The sequence below is a fragment of the Acinetobacter sp. 5862 genome, from assembly GCF_024494585.1.
In the GTDB taxonomy this organism is placed as follows: Bacteria; Pseudomonadota; Gammaproteobacteria; order Pseudomonadales; family Moraxellaceae; genus Acinetobacter.
In genome coordinates this window covers 60,786-81,847 of the sequence record NZ_JANHGP010000032.1, presented here as the reverse complement: position 1 = coordinate 81,847, position 21,062 = coordinate 60,786, and the positions used below count along the sequence as shown (strand labels likewise).

17 protein-coding genes are annotated in these 21,062 nt (G+C 35.6%); 15 read left to right on the top strand and 2 right to left on the bottom strand.

Translation table 11 applies throughout. The annotated features are described in order from the left end of the window. The 5 genes from NO346_RS05725 to NO346_RS05705 all read left to right on the top strand — a co-directional run. On the top strand, positions 1-243 hold a 243-nt coding region (locus tag NO346_RS05725), incomplete at its 5' end, for a hypothetical protein (RefSeq protein ID WP_256414556.1). Positions 244-286: 43 nt separating this feature from the next. Continuing rightward, positions 287-520, top strand: a complete 234-nt coding sequence (locus tag NO346_RS05720) for a hypothetical protein (protein WP_256414555.1) — start codon at positions 287-289, stop codon at positions 518-520. A gap of 36 nt (positions 521-556) precedes the next feature. Beyond that, positions 557-988, top strand: a complete 432-nt coding sequence (locus NO346_RS05715; protein WP_256414554.1) for a hypothetical protein — start codon at positions 557-559, stop codon at positions 986-988. Between the two features lie 138 nt (positions 989-1,126). After that, complete coding sequence (locus NO346_RS05710) at positions 1,127-1,663, top strand: hypothetical protein (protein ID WP_256414553.1); 537 nt, start codon at positions 1,127-1,129, stop codon at positions 1,661-1,663. A 20-nt stretch (positions 1,664-1,683) separates the two neighbouring features. Next, positions 1,684-2,121, top strand: a complete 438-nt coding sequence (locus tag NO346_RS05705; protein ID WP_256414552.1) for a hypothetical protein — start codon at positions 1,684-1,686, stop codon at positions 2,119-2,121. A gap of 98 nt (positions 2,122-2,219) precedes the next feature. Here the strand turns inward: NO346_RS05705 and NO346_RS14905 are convergent, their stop codons facing one another. After that, entirely contained in the window at positions 2,220-2,354 is a 135-nt protein-coding gene (locus tag NO346_RS14905; RefSeq protein WP_371924519.1) for a hypothetical protein, read from the bottom strand. Positions 2,355-2,541: 187 nt separating this feature from the next. Between NO346_RS14905 and NO346_RS05695 the strand changes: the two genes are divergently transcribed. From NO346_RS05695 to NO346_RS05650, 10 genes are all read left to right on the top strand, one after another. Further along, positions 2,542-4,110 carry a type I restriction-modification system subunit M gene (locus NO346_RS05695; protein WP_256414551.1) on the top strand — a complete coding sequence of 523 codons (1,569 nt, stop codon included), beginning with the start codon at positions 2,542-2,544 and terminating at the stop codon, positions 4,108-4,110. After that, positions 4,110-5,330 carry a restriction endonuclease subunit S gene (locus tag NO346_RS05690; RefSeq protein ID WP_256414550.1) on the top strand — a complete coding sequence of 407 codons (1,221 nt, stop codon included), beginning with the start codon at positions 4,110-4,112 and terminating at the stop codon, positions 5,328-5,330. Before NO346_RS05695 ends, NO346_RS05690 begins: the two co-directional genes overlap by 1 nt. A gap of 9 nt (positions 5,331-5,339) precedes the next feature. Further along, the gene (locus NO346_RS05685) at positions 5,340-6,992 is read left to right on the top strand and encodes an RNA-binding domain-containing protein (RefSeq protein WP_256414549.1); all 1,653 of its coding nucleotides are present in this window, start codon (positions 5,340-5,342) and stop codon (positions 6,990-6,992) included. An 88-nt stretch (positions 6,993-7,080) separates the two neighbouring features. Beyond that, complete coding sequence (locus NO346_RS05680; protein WP_256414548.1) at positions 7,081-9,957, top strand: type I restriction endonuclease subunit R; 2,877 nt, start codon at positions 7,081-7,083, stop codon at positions 9,955-9,957. A 167-nt stretch (positions 9,958-10,124) separates the two neighbouring features. Then, complete coding sequence (locus NO346_RS05675) at positions 10,125-10,709, top strand: bifunctional 2-polyprenyl-6-hydroxyphenol methylase/3-demethylubiquinol 3-O-methyltransferase UbiG (protein WP_256414547.1); 585 nt, start codon at positions 10,125-10,127, stop codon at positions 10,707-10,709. Continuing rightward, complete coding sequence (locus NO346_RS05670; RefSeq protein ID WP_256414546.1) at positions 10,702-11,712, top strand: HNH endonuclease domain-containing protein; 1,011 nt, start codon at positions 10,702-10,704, stop codon at positions 11,710-11,712. Before NO346_RS05675 ends, NO346_RS05670 begins: the two co-directional genes overlap by 8 nt. Before the next feature lie 429 nt (positions 11,713-12,141). After that, positions 12,142-14,202, top strand: coding sequence for an anti-phage ZorAB system protein ZorA (gene zorA / locus NO346_RS05665; RefSeq protein ID WP_256414545.1), 2,061 nt, complete (start codon positions 12,142-12,144; stop codon positions 14,200-14,202). A gap of 18 nt (positions 14,203-14,220) precedes the next feature. Continuing rightward, positions 14,221-14,952, top strand: coding sequence for a type I Zorya anti-phage system protein ZorB1 (zorB1, locus tag NO346_RS05660; RefSeq protein ID WP_005145631.1), 732 nt, complete (start codon positions 14,221-14,223; stop codon positions 14,950-14,952). A 4-nt stretch (positions 14,953-14,956) separates the two neighbouring features. Next, a complete protein-coding gene (locus tag NO346_RS05655) occupies positions 14,957-16,345 on the top strand; it encodes an EH signature domain-containing protein (RefSeq protein WP_256414544.1) in 1,389 nt (462 codons plus the stop codon). A 17-nt stretch (positions 16,346-16,362) separates the two neighbouring features. Further along, positions 16,363-19,566 carry a DEAD/DEAH box helicase gene (locus tag NO346_RS05650; protein ID WP_256414543.1) on the top strand — a complete coding sequence of 1,068 codons (3,204 nt, stop codon included), beginning with the start codon at positions 16,363-16,365 and terminating at the stop codon, positions 19,564-19,566. 301 nt (positions 19,567-19,867) lie between these two features. On the opposite strand, the gene NO346_RS05645 is transcribed toward NO346_RS05650, so the two are convergent. Next, on the bottom strand, positions 19,868-20,992 hold the full coding sequence (locus tag NO346_RS05645; protein ID WP_256414542.1) for a Fic family protein: 1,125 nt from the start codon (positions 20,990-20,992) through the stop codon (positions 19,868-19,870). Positions 20,993-21,062 lie beyond the last annotated feature (70 nt).

Here is a 21,062-nt window from a genome sequence, read left to right as displayed (position 1 = left end):
ACCACTTACCCAAGTTACGCCTTAAATTTGGCTCAATTAGGGGCGCTTTGCATTTCAAATCTTTGTGCAACAAAGCCGTTGGTAATTATGAGTTTACTTAGTATGTTAGGTCAAATTAATAATGAAAATAATATTGATGGTTTAAAAGAGGAATTGGAACTATCAAAACAATTACTTAATTCGATTACGATAGTCGCAACGGATGGAAAAGTTGAACCAGATTTAAAAGACAATAGCTTATAGAAAGCATTGGGAAAAATGTATTGTTACATTAACCCGAGATGAAATGGATAGAAGTGGTTATGAATTAGCCCCAACTCGAAATCCAACTGTTGCTGAGATTCGGCTTGATGATGGTTCAAAAATTTCAGTAATTTATAAGTCTGATGGATCTGCATTGCGTAAAGAACCTTGGATTGAACGATTTTTAGCATATTCTAAAGAAGCCCTTGCTGAATATGAGAAAAAACAGCAAGAAAATGCTAAAAAATTAGAACCATTTTCAGATATTGATTTCTAATCAATGTACAAATAGAGAAAATTTTAAGGAGTTGTTATGTCTAAAGACGTTGATACTGTGCAAAAAGAATTATGGCAGAAATCTATTGATCTTGGTGTACTTGATGCACTCATTGTCATTGCTACACATGAACCTGAAACTTGTGATGGGGTAAAAACAGCTACTGCCAAATATACACAGAAATGGGAAAAATGTATGATTACATTGGAACGAGATGAACTTGATAGAAGAAGTTATACGTTAGCACCAACTAAAAATCCAACTGTTGCTGAAATTAAGTTTGATGACGGCTCAAAAAATTTAGTCATTTATAAATCTGATGGTTCAGCATTTAGGATGGGAGCTTGGGTTGAACGTTTTATAACTTATGCCAATGAGATTAAGGCTCAACGAAAAGCGAAAAGACTAGAAAAAACCGAACAGTTAAAAGCTAAAAAACTAGAGCCATTTCAAGAAATTGACTTCTGAATCTAGTATATAGATGATAAAAGCAAGAGGAGTAATGAAATTCATTACTTCTTTTTTTTATAAAAGGACACAACCTGTCCACGCCATACCCAATACTAAAACCTTACCAAAAAGATAATTCAACAAGGGGTTTATTCAATGAAATTATCAAAATCTATTTTACTGGCAAGTTTACTTGCTACAACTACATCTGTTTTTGCAGATGACTTTATTTCTGCAAATGGGGTAAAGCTTACAGTTGGTGATTCACTAAAAACGGTTACAAGCAAACTCGGCAAACCAACAGAAAAAAATTCTGACTTCGTTATCTGGAAGCTAAAAAATGGTAATAAAGTTGCAGCTCGTTTTGATCAATATGGCTTAAGTAATGCAACATTAAGTGGAAACGTGTCTACTGATTATTTATATACAGATGGCATTAAGATTTTCCTTAATAAAGAAAGCATCAATAGCATTGAGAAAAAACTCAAGTACGGTTGCTACCATGAGGGCTGGGGTGAGGGTGCAATTGCAGACTATGTGGTGAGAAGTGGTCCAGAGGGTTCAATCAATCTGATCTTTAATACTTGGGGTGGGGACATAACAACCAAGCAATTAAAAAGCCAAAAAGTATCAGCGTTTAGCTTGGGTGATGATGAACCATTTGGTGAACAAAAATATTGCCACGATCAATAAGAAACTTAAAAGGCTTTAAAATGAAAAAATTAATCATCGGACTTGCCGTTGCTGCCTGTAGCCATTCATTATTCGCAGCTTGCCCCAGTCAGAGCAAAACGGTATTCAACTGCACAACGACCAATAACAAAGTGATTCAGGTCTGTGATGCAGGCAATACGATCAGCTATTCATTTGGTAAGGCAAATGCCACACCAGAGTTGGCGATTACAGTTCCTCGCAATAAAGTCACCACCTATCAATGGCAGGGATTTGGTCGCTATGAAAATTATGCGATTAATATCCCGAATGGAAAAACCATATATCGGGTCAATGACAGTCTGGACAAAATGTCTCAGCAATATACGGCTGGCGTTGAAGTTTCCAATAACGACAAATTACTTGCCACAGTCGAATGTGCTGCCAATAAAAAAATAACCAGTAAAATTCAGGGCATTAAACTTCGTCCTGAAATGTAATCCTAGTTTTATCTTTCTTTAGGTTCTTATTTCATTTTCTCGAAATAAGAACCTGAATTTTTTAAAAATAAATGGTGATCCAATGAGATTATACGATCTTATCGGAAGTCTGTTGCTTGTCGCTGGGTGTCAGGATGCCTCAAACCATAAGACAAATGTAGACTCATCAGATACCACCATCCAGAACGGTTTGTCTCATGGAGTCTACGAGCAGAAACGGCTAGAAAAGGAATAGTTAATGCTAGCGTTGTGATGGCATAAAATACAATTGGGTTGGATATTGATCAGATATGATGTTCAAAGAGAAAAACCAGAATAAGCACGACAAACTATGTCTTTTATCTTTCAAATGTAGCTGAAAAATAATTAAATTTCGGTAAACTATTCACGTTTTATACTTTTCTTTGGACTTCAATAACAATGACCCAAGTACAACTGCAACAGCTACAAAAACAACTATGGAATATTGCCAATACCTTACGTGGCAAAATGGGTGCAGATGAGTTTCGTGACTATATTCTTGGGTTTATCTTCTTTAAATATTTATCTGAAAAAGCCGTGAACTTCGCCAATGAATTGCTTGATGGTGAAGACATTGGCTTTTTAGAGCTTGATGAAAAAAATGCTGAGCATGTGCCTTACATTGAAGAAATTAAAAAGAATGCCATTGATGAAGTGGGCTATGCGCTGACACCAAAGCAACTATTCCACACGCTTGCAGAACGTGGTCGTCAAGGTCAGTTTATTCTTGATGATTTATCTGCCACGCTGAAAGCCATTGAACAAAGTACGTTGGGTTCAGACTCTGCCGATGATTTTGCCAACCTGTTTGAAGATCTCGATCTAAATTCGACCAAGCTAGGAAATACGGCGAGTGACCGTAATGAGCTAGTGGCAAAGGTTCTCAGTCATTTAGACGATATTGATTTTGATATTTCTAATACTGAATCTGATGTATTGGGTGATGCTTATGAATATCTGATTGGTGAGTTTGCATCAGGTGCAGGTAAAAAGGCAGGGGAATTTTATACACCGCAAACGGTATCGACCTTACTGGCGAAGATTGTCACGCAAGGAAAAACCCGTTTACGTTCTGTTTATGACCCGACTTGTGGTTCAGGTTCGTTGTTGCTGCGTGTAAAACGTGAAGTACAAGATGTGGATATGATTTACGGTCAGGAAATGAACCGTACCACCTACAACTTGGCACGTATGAACATGATTTTGCATGACGTGCATTTTGCCAAGTTCGACATTAAGCAAGAAGATACCTTGATTCGTCCGCAGCATTTAAATAAACGTTTTGATGCGGTGGTGGCAAATCCGCCATTTTCGGCAAAATGGTCTGCCGATCCGTTATTTTTACAGGATGAGCGTTTTGCAGCTTACGGCAAACTCGCACCAAGTTCTAAAGCGGATATGGCATTTGTTCAGCACATGCTGCATCAACTAGATGAGCATGGCACGATGGCAGTTGTGCTGCCACACGGTGTTTTATTTCGTGGTTCGAGTGAAGGTGTAATTCGTCAATACTTAATTGAACAGCTCAATGTGATTGATACCATCATTGGTTTACCTGCCAATATTTTCTATGGTACGTCGATTCCGACCTGTATTTTGGTTTTGAAGAAAAACCGTGAGCATAAAGACAATATTTTGTTTATTGATGCCAGTAACGAGTTTGAAAAGCAGAAGAATCAAAACAAGTTATTGCCTGAGCATTTGGACAATATTATTGGGGCATTTGAAAACCGTCAGAGTATTGATAAATACGCGCATGTAGCGACTTTAAAAGAAGTGAAGGACAACGACTTTAACCTGAATATTCCACGTTATGTCGATACTTTTGAAGCTGAGGACGAGATTGACCTTGATGCGATTGCTCAAACGTTGCAGGCTTTGGAAGTTGAGAGTCAAAAGACCGATGCCGTGATTAGTGGTTTTTGCGCCGAGCTTGGGATTGCTTCGCCGTTTGAGGAGGTGAAGTAATGTCTGTACCAAAGTTACGTTTTAAAGAGTTTGATGGGGATTGGACGACTTCACCATTGAAAGCCTTATGTAAAATCAATCAGGGGTTGCAAATTGCTATTGAAGATAGATTTTTAGAGGATGGTAATAATCGTTATTTCTATATAACAAATGAGTTTCTAAAAGAAGGTTCTAAAAAAGCATATTTTATTGAGAATCCACCTAAAGCTGTTATTTGTGATGAGTCAGATATATTGATGACTCGAACAGGAAATACAGGGCAAGTTGTAACTGATGTAAAAGGCGCTTTTCATAATAATTTTTTTAAAATTGATTTTGATAGAAGTATTATTAATAAAAATTTTTTCATTGAGTTCCTAAAAAAAGACACAACTCAACATCTTATTTTAAAGTATGCAGGTGCTTCAACTATTCCTGATTTAAATCATTCAGATTTTTATCGAATAGTTATGCCAATAACTACCATCGAAGAACAAACCAAAATCGCCTCTTTCCTTTCCGCAGTCGATGAAAAGATTAGCCAACTGACTCAAAAACATGAGCTACTCAGCCAATATAAACAAGGCATGATGCAGAAGTTGTTTAGTCAGCAGATTCGTTTTAAAGCGGATGATGGTAGTGAGTTTGGGGAGTGGGAAAATTTAAAAATCTTTGATTTAGCAATAGATAAAACATTAAATAATGGTGTCTTTAATGATCAGAATAAGGTAGGGAAAGGCTACAAACTTATTAACGTTTTGGATATGTACATCAATAGAGATATTGATGAATCAAGATTGAAATTATTGGATTTAAGTACGAAAGATTTTGAAAAAAACAAAGTTTATTATGGAGATATCTTCTTTACACGTTCCTCATTGGTAAAAGAAGGAATTGCCTTTTCAAATGTATATTTAGGGAATAGTAATGATGTCACCTACGATGGGCATCTAATAAAATTAAGTCCTAATCTCAATCGAGTTAATCCTATATTTTTGAATTATATTTTAAAAACTCATGTTGTACGTAAGCAGTTAATTAAAGGTGGTAAAACCGCTACTATGACTACTATCGGTCAACAAGAAGTGGGTAATACTATTGTTTCACTGCCTTGTTTAGAAGAACAAACCAAAATCGCTAATTTCTTATCAAGCATCGACCAAAAAATTGAGGTCGTGGCACAGCAAATTGAACAAGCCAAACAATGGAAAAAAGGCTTGTTACAGCAGATGTTTGTGTAGGTGAAACAGATGACCGATTACTTTCAAAATCTTGTATTGCAATTGCTCCAAGAACCCAGTGAGCAAGAATGGTTAGAGTTTAAAGAAAACTACCATAGTGCTGAAGAAATTGGTGAACGTATTTCTGCCCTATCCAACGGCGCATGTTTATGTAACAAGCGCTATGGCTACTTAGTTTTTGGAATTAAAGACCATGATCAGAGTATTGTCGGTACAACATTTGACCCTAAAAAACAAAAAGCCAAAGGCAATGAAGATTTAGAGTTTTGGTTACTGACACGCTTAAACCCACGTATTGACTTTAAAATTCATGAACTCGACATTGATGGTAAGCATCTTGTTGTATTTGAGATTCCAGCAACTAGCTATGCACCTGTGAGTTTTTTGCATGAAGCCTATATCCGTATTGGGAGTTATACCAAAAAACTTAAAGACTATCCCGATAAAGCCAAGAAAATATGGCAAAGCATGGAAACCGATTGGAGTGCTGAAATCTGTCCCGATGCGACATTACAAGATTTAGACCCGATTGCGATTGCTACAGCCCGACAGCTTTTTATCCGTAAAAATCCACGCTTGGCTGAAGATGTTCCCAATTGGGATGATGCGACATTTTTAAATAAAGCCCGTGTGACTATTCAAGGGAAAATCACCAAAACGGCGATTGTATTGCTTGGTTTACCCGAATCAGCGCACTTTATTAACCCTGCCGTGGCACAAATTACATGGATTTTAAAAGGTGTGGATGGTGTTGAAAAAGACTATCAACATTTTTATACGCCATTTTTACTTGCAGTTGATGAGCTGTATCACAAAATTCGAAATCTAAAATATCGTTATATTGTCGATGGTACACTGTTTCCTGAAGAAGTCGACCAATATGACCCGTATATCATTCGAGAAGCATTGAGTAATGCTATTGCACACCAAGACTATCGTTTAGGTGGGCGGATTACAGTGGTGGAAAAAGAAGATTCAACGTTGACCTTTCAGAACTATGGCAGCTTTTTACCTGTTTCTATTGAAAATGTCATTTTAAACGATGCACCTGAGCAAAAATATCGGAATACATTTTTAGTCAATGCCATGATGCAGCTCAATCTGATTGATACCATTGGTAGTGGTATTCGCAGAATGTTCTTAAAGCAAAAAGAAAAGTTCTTCCCTATGCCAGATTATAGCTTTGAAAATAATCGGGTTCAGGTGAAATTTACAGGTAAAGTGCTCAGTATGGACTATGCTCGTAAACTTGCTGAGTTGCCTGATTTATCCCTCACCAATATTATTGCGCTGGATCAGGTACAAAAGAACCAGTTAATCAGTGATGATGACGCTGCCGAACTTAGAAAAAAAGGTTTAATTGAAGGCAGAAAGCCAAATTATTGTATCTCTGCAAATGTGGCTGAACAAACAGATCAGCAAGCAGAATATTTAGAAATGCGTGGTTTGGATGATCAGCATTATCAGGGACTCATTTTGGAATATTTACGCAAGTTTAAGCAGGCGAAACGAGCTGATTTTGAAAAGTTATTAATCGATAAATTACCGCAAATATTAGATGAAGACCAGCGTAGACATAGAGTACGTAATTTATTGCAAAAAATGCGTAGAGATGGTTTGGTCGAAGCTAAAGGTTTGACATGGTATTTAAAGAAGAGCTAGTTTTAGCTAGTTTTAGCTAGTTTTAGCTAGTTTTAGCTAGTTTTTTGTATAAGTTATTGTTAATTAAATATTTAATTATGAGAGAAATATGACAGTACAAAGCGAATATCAACTTGAAAATGAACTGATTGCACAACTGCAAGGACTGGGCTATGCAACTGTCACGATTAAAGATGAAAGCCAATTACTGTCAAATCTCAAAACACAAATTGAACGTGCCAACGGACTTGCACCATTATCAGAAACTGAATGGAAGCAGGTCATTAGCTTTCTCAATACAGGCACTGTATTTGAACGCGCCAAGAATCTGCGTGATCTGTTCCCAGTCAAATTTGATGATGGTACAAGCAAGCACATTTTCTTTTTATCAGATGACCCAAGCAAAAATGTATACCAAGTCACCAATCAAATCACGGTAGATCATCGTGATTTTAATGGTCGAACCAGCCGTTTTGATGTCACGCTCTTGGTCAATGGTTTGCCTTTAGTTCAAATTGAATTGAAAAAACGCGGCATGGAAATCGCCGAAGCCTTTAATCAAACGCAACGCTATATTCGTGAAGCATATTGGGCAGGGCAAGGGCTATTTAGTTTTATTCAGCTTTTTATCATCAGTAATGGCGCAAATACTCGCTATTACTCAAATGGTACGACTGGGATAGAGTTTGCCTTTCCGTGGGCAGATGTTGCCAATAAACATATCAATGAAATTGTCGATTTTGCGGATGCATTTTTAAATCATCAGCATCTTACAGACATGCTGACTCAATACATGGTGATGTTGGAAACCAGTAAAAGTTTGATGGTGCTACGCCCTTATCAAATTTACGCCGTGCAAAAGATTATTGCCCATGTACAAAATTCAGAACAAAATGGCTATATCTGGCATACCACAGGTTCAGGCAAAACACTGACCTCATTTAAAGCCAGTCAGCTGATCATGAAGATGCCTGATGTAGAAAAGGTCTTGTTTGTGGTGGATCGTAATGACCTTGATACACAAACTTCACGAGAATTTAATGCTTTTAAAGCCGAGAGTGTGGATAGCACAGACAGCACCCACACTTTGGTTAAACAACTCGATCAACGCCACGACAAGCTGATCGTGACCACCATTCAAAAGCTGAATCGTGCGATTAGTACAGACCGATATTTAGAACATATCAATTATTTAAAAGATAAAAAAGTCGTATTCATTTTTGATGAATGTCATCGCAGTCAATTTGGTGATACCCATCAAAACATTAAAAAGTTCTTTAGTAATGCGCAGATGTTTGGATTTACGGGCACACCGATCTTTGAGGAAAATAGTCAATCCAAAGCAGGTTTGAAACTCACCACAGATTATTTATTCAATCAGTGTTTGCATCAATATGTGATTGTGGATGCGATTCGAGACCGTAATGTATTGCAGTTCCAAATTGATTATCGAGGAAAATATACTGCTAAAGGTATGCAGAATAACCTTGATTATGACGAGGATGTTGAGGGAATAGATACCAAAGAGCTTTATGACAATCCACAACGCTTGGAAATGATTGCTCGTTATATTGTTGATACGCATGATACTAAAACCAAAAACCGTGAATTTACTGCAATGTTTTGTGTCAGTTCAGTGGATACCTTAACGCAGTATTATGAGCTATTTGAAAAAGTGCAAGCTGAGAAGCAACAACAAGATGAAGCACAAGGTAGATTATTTAAACCACTCACCATTGCAACGATATTTTCCTATGCTGCAAATGAAGCGGTTGAAAACAATGATCAAAATGGTTTGATTCAAGAAGAGTCAACAGATGCACCGAGCCAAATAAATCAGTCTAGTCGTGATAAATTGGATCGCTACATTGCCAAGTATAATGCTCAATTTGGTACGAATTATAATTCTGGTGACGGCTTCTATGCCTACTACAGAGATATTGCAGATCGAGTCAAGAAAAAGCAGATTGATATTCTGTTGGTCGTAAATATGTTCCTGACGGGCTTTGACTCAAAGCCTTTGAATACCTTGTATGTCGATAAAAATCTGAAATATCATGGTCTAATTCAGGCTTTTTCACGGACTAACCGTGTCTATAATGATAAAAAACCATTCGGGAATATTATTAGCTTCCGTAATTTAAAACGTGCCACCGATGAAGCATTGGCATTATTTTCAAATAAAGAAGCACGCAAGACTGTACTTGTCCCAAGTTTTGATGAAATCAAACAAGATTATGAGCAAGCGGTTGAAAAGCTACACAGTATTACGCCTGATTATCAAACAGTAGATGACTTAGTCACAGAAGATGAACAACTTGAATTTATTAAAGCGTTTCGTGAGGTCATGCGTTACAACGCTCAATTGCAGACTTTTATAGAGTACGATCAAGACGACACTAAGCTTGATAAACAGCACTTTGCGAATTTTGCATCTAAATATGCTGATCTCTGTCGAGCGATTCGGAAAACCACCAAAAAAGAAAAAGTTTCCGTGCTGGATGATGTCGATTTCCAATTGGATTTACTGCACAGCGACCGTATCAATGTGGGTTATATCCTGACATTGTTACAGATGGCGGTGAATGCTGAAACAGATGAGCAGCGTAAGAAATATGAAGCTCAAGTCCATGATCTGATTGGTAGTGATATTAGTTTGCATGACAAGCAAGACTTGATACAAAAGTTCATCGAAGAAAACATGCCAAAAATGATCAATGGACAAAGTGTACAAGTGGCTTTTGCTCAGTTTTGGGATGCGGAAAAAGAGCAAGCCTATCAGCACTTTTGTGAACAAGAAAATCTCAAGCCTGAAGCAATGAAACAGGTTTTAGATAATTATGAATTCAATAAACGCTTACCACGTAAAGAAGAAATGAAAGAGTTGCCAAACTATAAAGTCAAGTTATTTGAAAGAGACAATGTGTTGAGTAGTTTATTGATTAAAACACGTCAGTTAATAGAAAAATTTGATACAAGTTCTTAATGTGAGTAATTTAAGCACTACTTAGATTCTTGAATTACTTAAATATATATTTAAGAAGGTATGGTAAAGAAGTTCTTAACTCGGAAAATGTGCTCTTATTTGGGTCAAATTCATTACTTACTTATTTTTGTATTTTATAGATTAAATTTGATGGATATATAATTTAAATGAAAACAATGGATTATTACAATATTTATGCAGAGGAATTTGCAGAATCTACGTTTAATGTAGATATGGAAAGTTTGTATCAGCCATTTTTAGAGCACTTACCAAACGCAGCAAAAATATTGGACTTAGGCTGTGGATCGGGGCGAGATAGTTTTGCTTTTAAAAAACAAGGTTATGAAGTTGAAGCGAGTGACTACGCTGAAGAACTTGTAATCAAAGCGCATGAATTAACTGGTATTAATGTGCGCCATCGCAGTTTTTATGATCTGGACGAAGTTGAGCGTTATGATGGTATTTGGGCTTGTGCATCATTGCTACACTGTGAGCGAGATCGTTTGGCTGAAGTGCTTCAAAAAATGCTTTGTGCACTAAAAACAAATGGCGTGATCTACATGTCATTCAAATATGGGGATTCAGATCGAGAAAAAGATGGGCGGGAGTTTACAGATTTGAACGAAATACAAGCTGAAGCACTACTTAGACAATTTAATAATGTCAGCTCGATAAAGCAGTGGCTTACAGTAGATCAGCGTCCTGATCGGCAAGAGCAATGGCTCAATTTGCTTTGGAAAAAATATGCGTAGTGTAATTCCTACAGCACAAGAGCAACTTAAATTTCTAAAGAATATTCAGCTAATTCTCCAGTCAGGTAGTTTTAGTAGTACCTATAAATTTGCTTTACTAATTAGCCTAAGCCGTTTGAGTATTGAAAAAGGTGAGGACGAGGGTGGTACTTTAATTCTAGAGTACATAGATATCGCTGAAAAATTTATAGAGTTATATTGGAAGCAAGCCGTCCCTTATGCCTTTCATGAAGATGGGCAACTGATTTTGAATCAGAATAATGGTAAGCAAGCAGCGATCGTGAACCAAATTATTTTACTGAGACAAAGTTATTCGTCACTTGGTTTGTTGCGTCGGGACACATCTGTTTGGTTGAAGCTACTAAAACAGGTGGCAAAAACTGTAAAAGAAATGCCAGTACGATATTTGCAAAACATCAACAGTCAAAACTTTGAGTTTTTATATCGACTAGAATACTCAAATACGCAATTGACACTTTTGCCGCAAGTCATGTATTGCTTAAGGCAATTTAGTGAAATTATTGAAGAACTTTGTCAGAAGCGATGGATTGATTACATTCGTAAGAATAACTGTAATGCGCCTATCCTAAATAAGCTGCCAAACCTTGAACAGTTTATGTTTGAGCCGAGTCGTAATCAGCTGAATGCTGTTGCTAATGTATTGGTAGAACTACAGGAATGTAAGTGCTTTTACTGTAATAAAGAAATTAAAAGAAATAATTATGCTGTCGATCATTTTATCCCTTGGTCGATGTACCCATCTGATACTGGGCATAACTTTGTATTAGCTGACTCAAGTTGTAATTCTAAAAAAAGTAATTTGCTAGCTTCAGATGAGTTTTTGCATAAATGGCAGGAGCGGAATGAAGAGCAAGACTTAATTATTGTAGATAAGATATCTGCACTCGGTTTTCTAACAGATAAAGAACGATCACATAAAGTGGCGGAATGGGCTTATGAAAAAGGAAAAGAAAATAATTATTTAATATGGTATGGCTTATAAATTTTAAAATGATTGTTAATTGAACAATTGGATGCTTAGCTGGAATTTTATGTATCATTATTAAAACATCTATTTTTTCTATCCAAATAGGAATTTTTTCAATTTATTTAAGGAAATAATGTCCTATATAAACTTAACTTCGGTTGTTGCTGAGATTGCTGCGACACTTTGTGTCGTATTGAGCTTTTGTGATTATTTGAAATTTAAAAATATGATTTAAATTAAGATTATGTTTTCCAAAAGTTAAAAAATTAACAGTATTATAGTCAATACGTAAATTTCCTATAAGTTGTACTTTGCAGCATTGGAAAACAAAGCTGCTATTATCTGAGCAAGTAAAGCAAATGCTTTTGAAATGTTAACTTTTTACTTGTTTATTAATTTATAGCTTTTAGTATTTATAAGATTAAATTATTTAGAGGACTAGAGATGTTAGCTTTTGCTGAATTTCTACAAAATTATTTTATAATTCCAATATCAATGCTTATTTTTGTTTTGTGGATTGGATTTAGATTCTTTACAAAGTATATCCAACCTGCAAAAAATCTAAATAATAAATTGTTGACGATAATTAACGCATTACAGGCAGCTAAAAAAGATGCGAGCTCAAGTAAAAATATCCTAGATTCAGAGTTTGAACATGATACCCCTCTACAACATGCTTGGTTAAATTATAAAAACTCTTTTCATGATATTTATGAAACAGTAGATGGTGAAGATTTATTGGTATCTTCTAGAGCTACAGCTTCTAGTGATGTTTTCTTTTCTCAAACAGTTATTGTTGATACCCCTTTAAAAGTTGAATTTTATAAGCACTTACCAGGAATTATCACAGGTGTTGGTATCATCGCCACATTTGCTGGTCTTTTATTTGGTTTGTTAGCATTTGATCCTGCAGGAGATCCATCAAAAGTTCAAGATAGTTTGGGTCTATTATTGGCTGGTGTGAGTGAAGCATTTATGGCTTCAGGTTTAGCGATTGCAACAGCTATGATTATTACTTGGAGAGAAAAGTCGTGGTTAAGAAAGTGTTATGAAAGTCTAGAAACTTTAACCACTGAAATAGATCAAATTTTTGAAACGGATGCTACTGGTGAAGAATATCTAGCTAAGCTTTTAAGGTCGTCAGAAGCAAATGAAACAAATGCACGTCAGTTAAAAGATAGTCTTGTGAATGACTTAAAGGCAATGATGACTAATTTGGTAGAGGAGAACAAGAAGAATCAATTAGCATTTACTGCACAATTAAGTGAAAGTTATACAAAAACAAGCCAAGATATGGCGATACAAATTGGGCAATCAATTACCGATACTTTACAAGCTCCATTAGATAAAATTGCTGCAAGTGTTCAGCAGGTTAGTGGTGATCAAGGCTCTGCAGTACAAGAGTTAATGACCGATGTACTAACTGCATTTATGAGTAAATTAGAGTCAACATTTGGCAGTCAAATGACAGGTATGAGTGAGATGATGACTCAATCTGTGTCTGCAATGAGAGAGATGCAGTTCGGTTTTTCTCAATTGTTGACAGAAATGAAGACGAACAGTGAAGCTTCGACCAAGACTTTAGAAACTCAGATGTCAAAAATGATCGAGGAAATTCAAGTAAAACAAAATCTAATGTCTGACCAGATGAATTTAATGGTTGAGCACTTATCTCAGAGTACTGTTAAAATTGGAGAACAGGGTCAACAAGCTATTGAGCAGTTAAATGATAAAGTATCTGAATTGATGATGGGACTTGGTGGCACTATGTCTGAATTAATGTCAGATGTTGCTAAGCAACGTATGGAACAAGACCGTGCAGTTATAGAAAATCAGCAAAAACTTCATGAACATTCATCAATTTTGATTGATAACCTTGGCTCTGAGATTAAAGATCTTATTGTTCATAGTCAGGATGCAGTTCAAGCATATAAAGAAAATATTCAAAAAATTGCTCAAGTAACGATAGAAAGTATTACAGGCATGAACAATGGTGCTGAAAAAATACGTTTAGCCTCTGATAAGTTTAATACAGCAGGTGAATCATTAATTACTGTGACTGATAAAACCACTCGTTTAATTGGTGAAGTGAGTACTACATCAACACATTTAACAACAGCAAGCAGTAATTTAATCACTTTATTAAATGAATACAAAAATTCGCAAGACAGTATTAAGCAGGCAATCAGCACCTTAGATAGCTTGATTAAACAGGCCCAATCCGAAGCGAGTATGAGTAGTGAAATGCTTAAAGATATGAATCAGATGACAGTTGCTCTTAACCAAGTTAAGAAAGAAATGCAGGATTATCTTGAACAGGTCAATGATGTATTGGTTAAAAGCTTTGAAAGTTTTGGTGCCTCTGTTGAGACGAGCTTAAATCATTCTTTGGGTGCTTTTGATAATACATTAGATCAAGCAGTAAAACGTCTTTCTACTGGTGTAGATGCCTTGAGTGAGTTTGTTGAAGATCTTGAAGATCTTGTACATAAAAAGAAAAACTAATTTTGGAGTGCATGATTAATGTTAGGTAATAGGTACTCTAAAAAACCACGCATAAAAGATGAGGGTGAAAAACCTTTTTGGATTTCTTTTGCAGATTTAATGACTGCACTCATGACATTGTTTCTAGTGGTGATGGCAGTTTCATTGATGGTCGTAACCAAAAAAATTAATGAAGCAACACAAGCGGAGAAAGAGAGGAGCTCAGAGATTTTAGATATTTGTACGAGTATCCAAAATGATGCAGCGTTAAAAAATAAAATTATTACTGTAGATTGCAAAGATAATCGAATCAATTTTGGTGAGGCTGGGCGCTTTGGTCATAACGATTACAGGTTGAATGCTGCAGGGATAGAAGCTTTAAATACTCTAGTACCAATAGTGTTGGATGCTGCGAATAGTGAAAATGGAAAAAAGTGGTTTAAGCAAATTGTCATTGAGGGTTTCACAGATACGGATGGTTCTTATCTCTATAACTTAAATTTAAGTTTACGTCGTTCTGAATGGGTGATGTGTAGTTTACTTGATCCAAAATTTAGTCAGGGACTAAGTTTGACTGACACACAAAAGAATCTGGTTAAGCAATTATTCTTAGCAGGTGGAGTTTCTTTTAACTCAGCAAAAGATAGTAAAGAAGCTTCACGGCGTGTTGAACTTCGTATGCAGTTTTATGGTTTAAAAGAAAAAGATAATGCTGAGCCTCAACCACATTTTGTTTCAGCACCTGTTGAAACATGCCAATTAGCAAGGTGATAAGATGGGCATTGTTAATTTAAAAATGCGGATGCAAGAAAAAATAAATCAGATGTCTGAACCAAATCACATACAAAATAAATTTGTTAAACCGCAACGTTTATTGAAAACACTTTCAGCTATAGAAAAAAAAATTGATGATTATGAAAATGCTCAGCCATTGGATGAAAAAATATTTAAAACGATTAATCGCCTAAAAAAATATGGATTTAGGGATTTGACTAAAAGGGATCTAAAAAACTTAGCTTGGGCATTAGGGAAAAAATTGCCAAGTGATAATGAAAAAATGTTATTTAGCCAATTGGGCAAAGAAATAATAAATTATTTTGATCAAGCTGATTTTGAATTGTTGCGTTCCGTTTATTTTCCATTGCTTTATACATACTTTTCTTTTGAAAAAAATGAGATAGAAAAGACTCCCACTTCATGGATTCAGTTAAGAAATATTCTTAGCCAAAATAAATCTAAAATATTTAATAGTGTACCAAAGCCTAAAAAGTGGATGAATACCCTGATAGATCATTCAGAAATACTATCTGATCAACCTGCAAAGAAGTTTGTACGAGATTTTTTACAAGATAATCATCAAAATAAGATTTCTCCAGAGCTTGAAAGTTTAAGAATATCAGCTAGTAGCTGGTTTTGGGATGACTTAATACGATCTTCAATTAAGTCTATTAAAGATATGAAAGAAGATGAGTATTTTAAGATTATTCCAAGATTTTTAGAACTTATAGAAAAAAATAAAATATATACAACTGATATTTTGGTAGCACTTCTTGAACGTTATGCTAACAGTTCAGATCGAGCAAAAGTACATGAGGAGCTGAAAAATATTGCTCTTGATCAGTGGGGAAATCCTCAATATGAATCATCGGCAGGGTGGAATAATGTGAATACAGATACTAAAAAAATGGTAATTCAATGGTTCGTTAGGGCTGATTTGGAAGCTTTCTTTAGATTGTTTAGCCGTACAGCTGACGTTGATAGATTTAATTATTGGATTAAATTTATTGATAAAATATCAGTCTCTCAGATATTTCTTGGTCCAGCAGCTACTAAATCTACTCAAGCTGAACATCGTAAATTTCGAGAAATAAATAGGGGACGTTTGAAAAGACTTTCAGGATCAACACAAACAAACAATGCCTTTATGTTGAAAATTGAGAATATTTATGTGTTTGACTTTTCAGATATTGGTAATGCATGTTATATATTAAATAAAATTCCTTATAATCAAGCACGTGCTGAAGTTCATATTGATACCCTTAAACCTTGGGAACATATTCTTAAATTAAGTCATACGTCAGGATGGCAAAGAAAATTTGATGAGAAATTAGCTGAATTAGGTATTTTTGCAAATCGAAATATAAATTCACGATATGGCAGATAAGTTAAAAAGGGATAGTCATGAAGTTAGCATTCTGGAAAAAGGAAAAAGATACTAAATTTGTTACTGAAATTAATTTGGTAGACAGTGTAATAACGCCTTTACAATACGATGAAGTTGGATTGCTCTATACTTATCAACAAAATGCTAAAAATGATGCAGACTTTTATTGGCAAAGCCTAGAAGAAGAAGATATCGCTTATCGTATTGATGGGCACTATGTATTGCCTTGGGAGGATTTTTTTCAACTTCAACAAGATCCTGATCATTCGAATGTACTTCCTTTATTAAATTTGCCCAAGCAAACAAAGTTGTATCCAGTTCTTCGTAGTGAAGGGGGGTTAAGCAACTCTGATTTTAAAATTATTCTTGATGGGTGGCGTGACCAAAATGGAATTAAACTTAAAGGGATAAAACGAGGAGGTGCAGTACTTGACGTTGAAGGTGAAGAGCAGTTAATAGATGAAATAACTTGGAAGCTAGTTGAGAAAATAAAAGAGTTTTCTCGGTTAGTAGATAAAAATTATAAACAAAATCAGAAATATTGGGCACAAATACGAAGCTTAGCTAATCGTAGTCAAGCAAATCTAGATGATTTTCTGAAAAAAACAGTGGTACTTGCACCTGAAAAATTACAATTAAATTTGCGTAAAAATGAGATTAGCACAGAGTCAGTTGTTGAAGTACAACCAGATTTTGAGGAGGCACCATCAAACTGGCTACAAGTATTTGATAAATATAATCAAGTGCAAGACCAGTACAGTATAAGTTTACCTGATGGTGGGATAGCTCATGTAGTTATTGATCCTCAAGTAAAAAATGTACTCAATGAAATTAAAAAAATGCCGAATAGGCGAGTATCTGGTGAGCGTGCACAAACTTTTTTACATAACCCTTTTGCACAATTAGGGGATGATGCCTCAGAGGTTATTTCTCCTGAAAGTTTTGAGCAATCCAAGCAACAAGCAAAAATTTATAGTTATAGTTTGCAATTAGATAAACAATATAATGATGTAGGGCATTATGTTTCTTCTCAACTGCATCTTAATGAAAATTCAGATCGTGATCAACAACCTATAATATTAGAGCTCGTTAATCTAGAACAAACAAAATATTTTATTGATGCTTTTGATAAGCCCTCACCAGTTTTCCTTTGGGCAGGTTATGCAATAGATAGAACAAGCTATCTTGATCATCAAATTCAAGATCTTAAAAGTGACATATTAGAAATTCAAAAATTTCAAGATGAATTGCAAGCTAAACAAATACTAGATTTATCAAATTATAGTGAGCGTGTGATTGGTATTGGGGAGGCTCAAAAGTTAAATCCAGGATTTGTCCAAAAAGACAGTGGTGAATCAGTATGGTTACCGCAACATTTGGTGGAGCTAGAGCAGCACTTACAAAAGAGCTCTGAAGATCAAACATTTCAATTGCTTGAGCAGCTTATAAAACAGGCTGAACAAGTAGGCAAAGCTCGTGTTGTAATTCCAAATACAGATACTGAAGTTTCTATCGATGAAGCCAAGGAATTATTAAATAAATTAAACACTTCCAAAAAAAATAGTCTTTTAGAGCTGGAAAAAGAGCCTTTAGAAAATCTTCAGAAAAAAAAGAAAGATACTTTGCTTATCGCAAGTAATATTGAAGAAGCAGAATTCACTAAACAAAGAATGGAACTGCTAACTTTGGATAAGGTAAGTTTTCCACCACCAAGATTACCTTCAAGTTTTAGAAAGCAGGAATTTAGTTTAAAGCAGCATCAAGAGTATGGTATTTCATGGTTGCAGAATCTCTATCAATATGCACCAGAAAATGTGAGTGGTTGTCTCCTGGCTGATGACATGGGGTTAGGTAAAACACTTCAATTGTTGTGCTTTATTGGTGAGTATTTAGAAACTGCAAAACAGAAAAAGCCAGTATTGATCGTCGCTCCAGTATCTTTGCTTGAAAATTGGGAGGCTGAAGCAAATCGTTTCTTTAGTGCAAAATTTGCAAAAATTCTAAGTTTGTATGGAGAAAATTTAAAAGATCGAAAAATTCCTAAACTTTTGATTTCTGCTCAACTTCGTGAAGATCATGGAATTACAAATTTACTTGAGGAAGATTGGCTAGGCGATACAGATATTGTATTGACGACTTATGAAACTATGCGTGATCTAGAGTTTTCTTTAGCACGAGTTGATTGGTCAATTATGGTGTGTGACGAAGCACAAAAAATCAAAGTACCTACAGCCATGGTCACAAAAGCAGCTAAAGCTCAAAAAGCTGATTTTAAAATTGCTTGTACTGGAACACCTGTAGAGAATTCCTTGGTAGATCTTTGGTGTTTGTTTGATTTTATACAGGAAAATTTACTTGGATCATTAAGTGCATTTAATAAAACGTATCGTCGCCCGATTGAAAGTGGTGAAAATGCAGATAGCCAATTATTAGAGCAACTACGTGAGTTGATAAAACCACAAGTTCTTAGACGTATGAAGAAAGAAGTAGCTGATTTACCGAATAAAAATGAAGTTAGTGATTGTAAGAGAATTGGAATTTCAATGCTTCAGCGTCAATTATATGCTGAAGTAATTAATCGTTATCAGAAGTTATCTACTGAAGGTAATCAAGGGGCAATGTTAGCATCATTGCACAGCATGAGGATGATCTGTGCACATCCTTTACAAATTCGTCCTGATGCTTCGATTCAAGATTCACCTAAAGTTGATTGGTTAATAAAAACCTTAGAACAAATCAAAGTAAAGAATGAAAAGGTAATTATTTTTACTGAATTTAGGGATATTCAGGTTTTTCTCAAACGTATTCTTTTAGAAAGGTTTGGGTTGAATATTACTACTGTTAATGGTGATTCAAGTACAAGCAGTAAAAAAGGTTTATCACGTCAAAATTTAATCGATAAATTTCAAAATACAGTTGGCTTTAATGTCATTATTTTATCCACTGTTGCTGTGGGTTTTGGTGTGAATATACAAAAAGCTAATCATGTTATACATTACACGCGGAGTTGGAATCCTGCTAAGGAAGATCAGGCAACTGACAGAGCGTATCGTATAGGGCAAGACAAAGAAGTATTTGTTTATTATCCATCCATATCGGCTCATGATTTTGATACATTTGAAATTAAGTTAGATTACCTTTTATCAAGTAAGCGTGCTCTTGCAGATGACATGTTAAAACCAAGTACTGATTTAACTAAAGAGTTGAGTAAATTAATCTAGGGTAATTCGAGCTAATATTCTTTAAGATTTGACCAAAACCCGAAATTAAAATACTTCATAGCCTCATTTACTATTCTAATTCATGCTACAAAATCAATTGTTTTAGCTAGGCTTTGGTTAGAGTTATTTTTACATTCCACATATTGTAGCTTACTGTAGCTGATTTAAAAAATTGTGAATCTATTGATCTTTGTTCAGTTATTAAGGTAGGTTTTTTACCGACTAAAAAGCGAGTTTATCAGTTGCGAATTTGTGCTTTAGGCAACAGAAAAGGATATTCATATTAAATATATTCAACCTTTCAAGTTGCTATTAGCTTAACCTGATACCGCGTATTTCTTCCACCTCCTTCTAGTTTCACAATACAGCCTTTTTCTAGTAAATCAGTGAGGTGGCGAGTTGCAGTAGCTCGACTGACTTTAGCTACTTTCTGATATTGGGATGCACTTATTCCATGCTTAAAGCCATTCTCTCCACCATCAAGCAGTCGATTTAAAACCTTACGCTGTCCCTCATGTAAATCCATTTCTGAAAAGGTCTGCCAAAATGTACTTTTTAGGAGTGTTCTTTCAATACGCTTTAATGTTTGCTCAAGGCTTTCATTGAGTGCCTTTAGAAACCAAAGTAACCAATCCGTAATATCAGAACCGCCTTTTTGAGTCGCTTCAAGAATTTCATAATAGCTTTTACGCTTATTCAGAATGACAGGCGACATTGCATATAGACGGATACTTTGCTGATCCATTTGGGCTAAAGCTAAGTCGGTGAGTGTACGAGTAATACGCCCATTACCATCGTCAAAAGGATGGAGTGTTACAAACCACAGGTGAGTTATTCCAGCTCGAATGAGTGGGTCGAGCAGAGTATTGGTTCTACTGGTATTAAACCACTGAATAAACTCATCCACACGTTGTTCTAAACCATCTCGTGGTGGAGCTTCAAAATGCACAGTAGGGTAATCCATGCGCCCAGAGACAACCTGCATGGGTTCATGCCCTCGTAATTGTCCTATTCTAATACGTTGTATCATCCAGTCAGTTTCATTAAATAACCATTGGTGCCACTGGAATAATCTTTCAACGGATAAATCTTGTTCAAAATTATTTAAGGCATCTAGCATGATATTGGCTAGACCATCTGAACGTTCAGAACTTGGATAGGGTTGCTCTAGCGAGACACCTAGACGTTTTGCCAGAGATGAACGCAGCGAATAAACATTCAGAGTTTCATTTTCAATCGCTGAGGATGAAACAAGATTGGCAATTAGGTTGTCTAGGGTAAGGTGTTCTTTTGCTGGATTATGTTGGCTTTGTCCAAGTAGGATTCCAATTTTTTGATGAATGTGTCTGGTGAGAGGAAGAATGTTTTCATCTTTCCACGTAAAGGTTGTCCAGTTAGGTTGTTTCCAAATCCATTCATCATACATGATGGTCATTCCTTTAAAGAACAAAGAGGAGTGAGTAGATGGTAGTGTATATTTGACTCATTAATTGAGT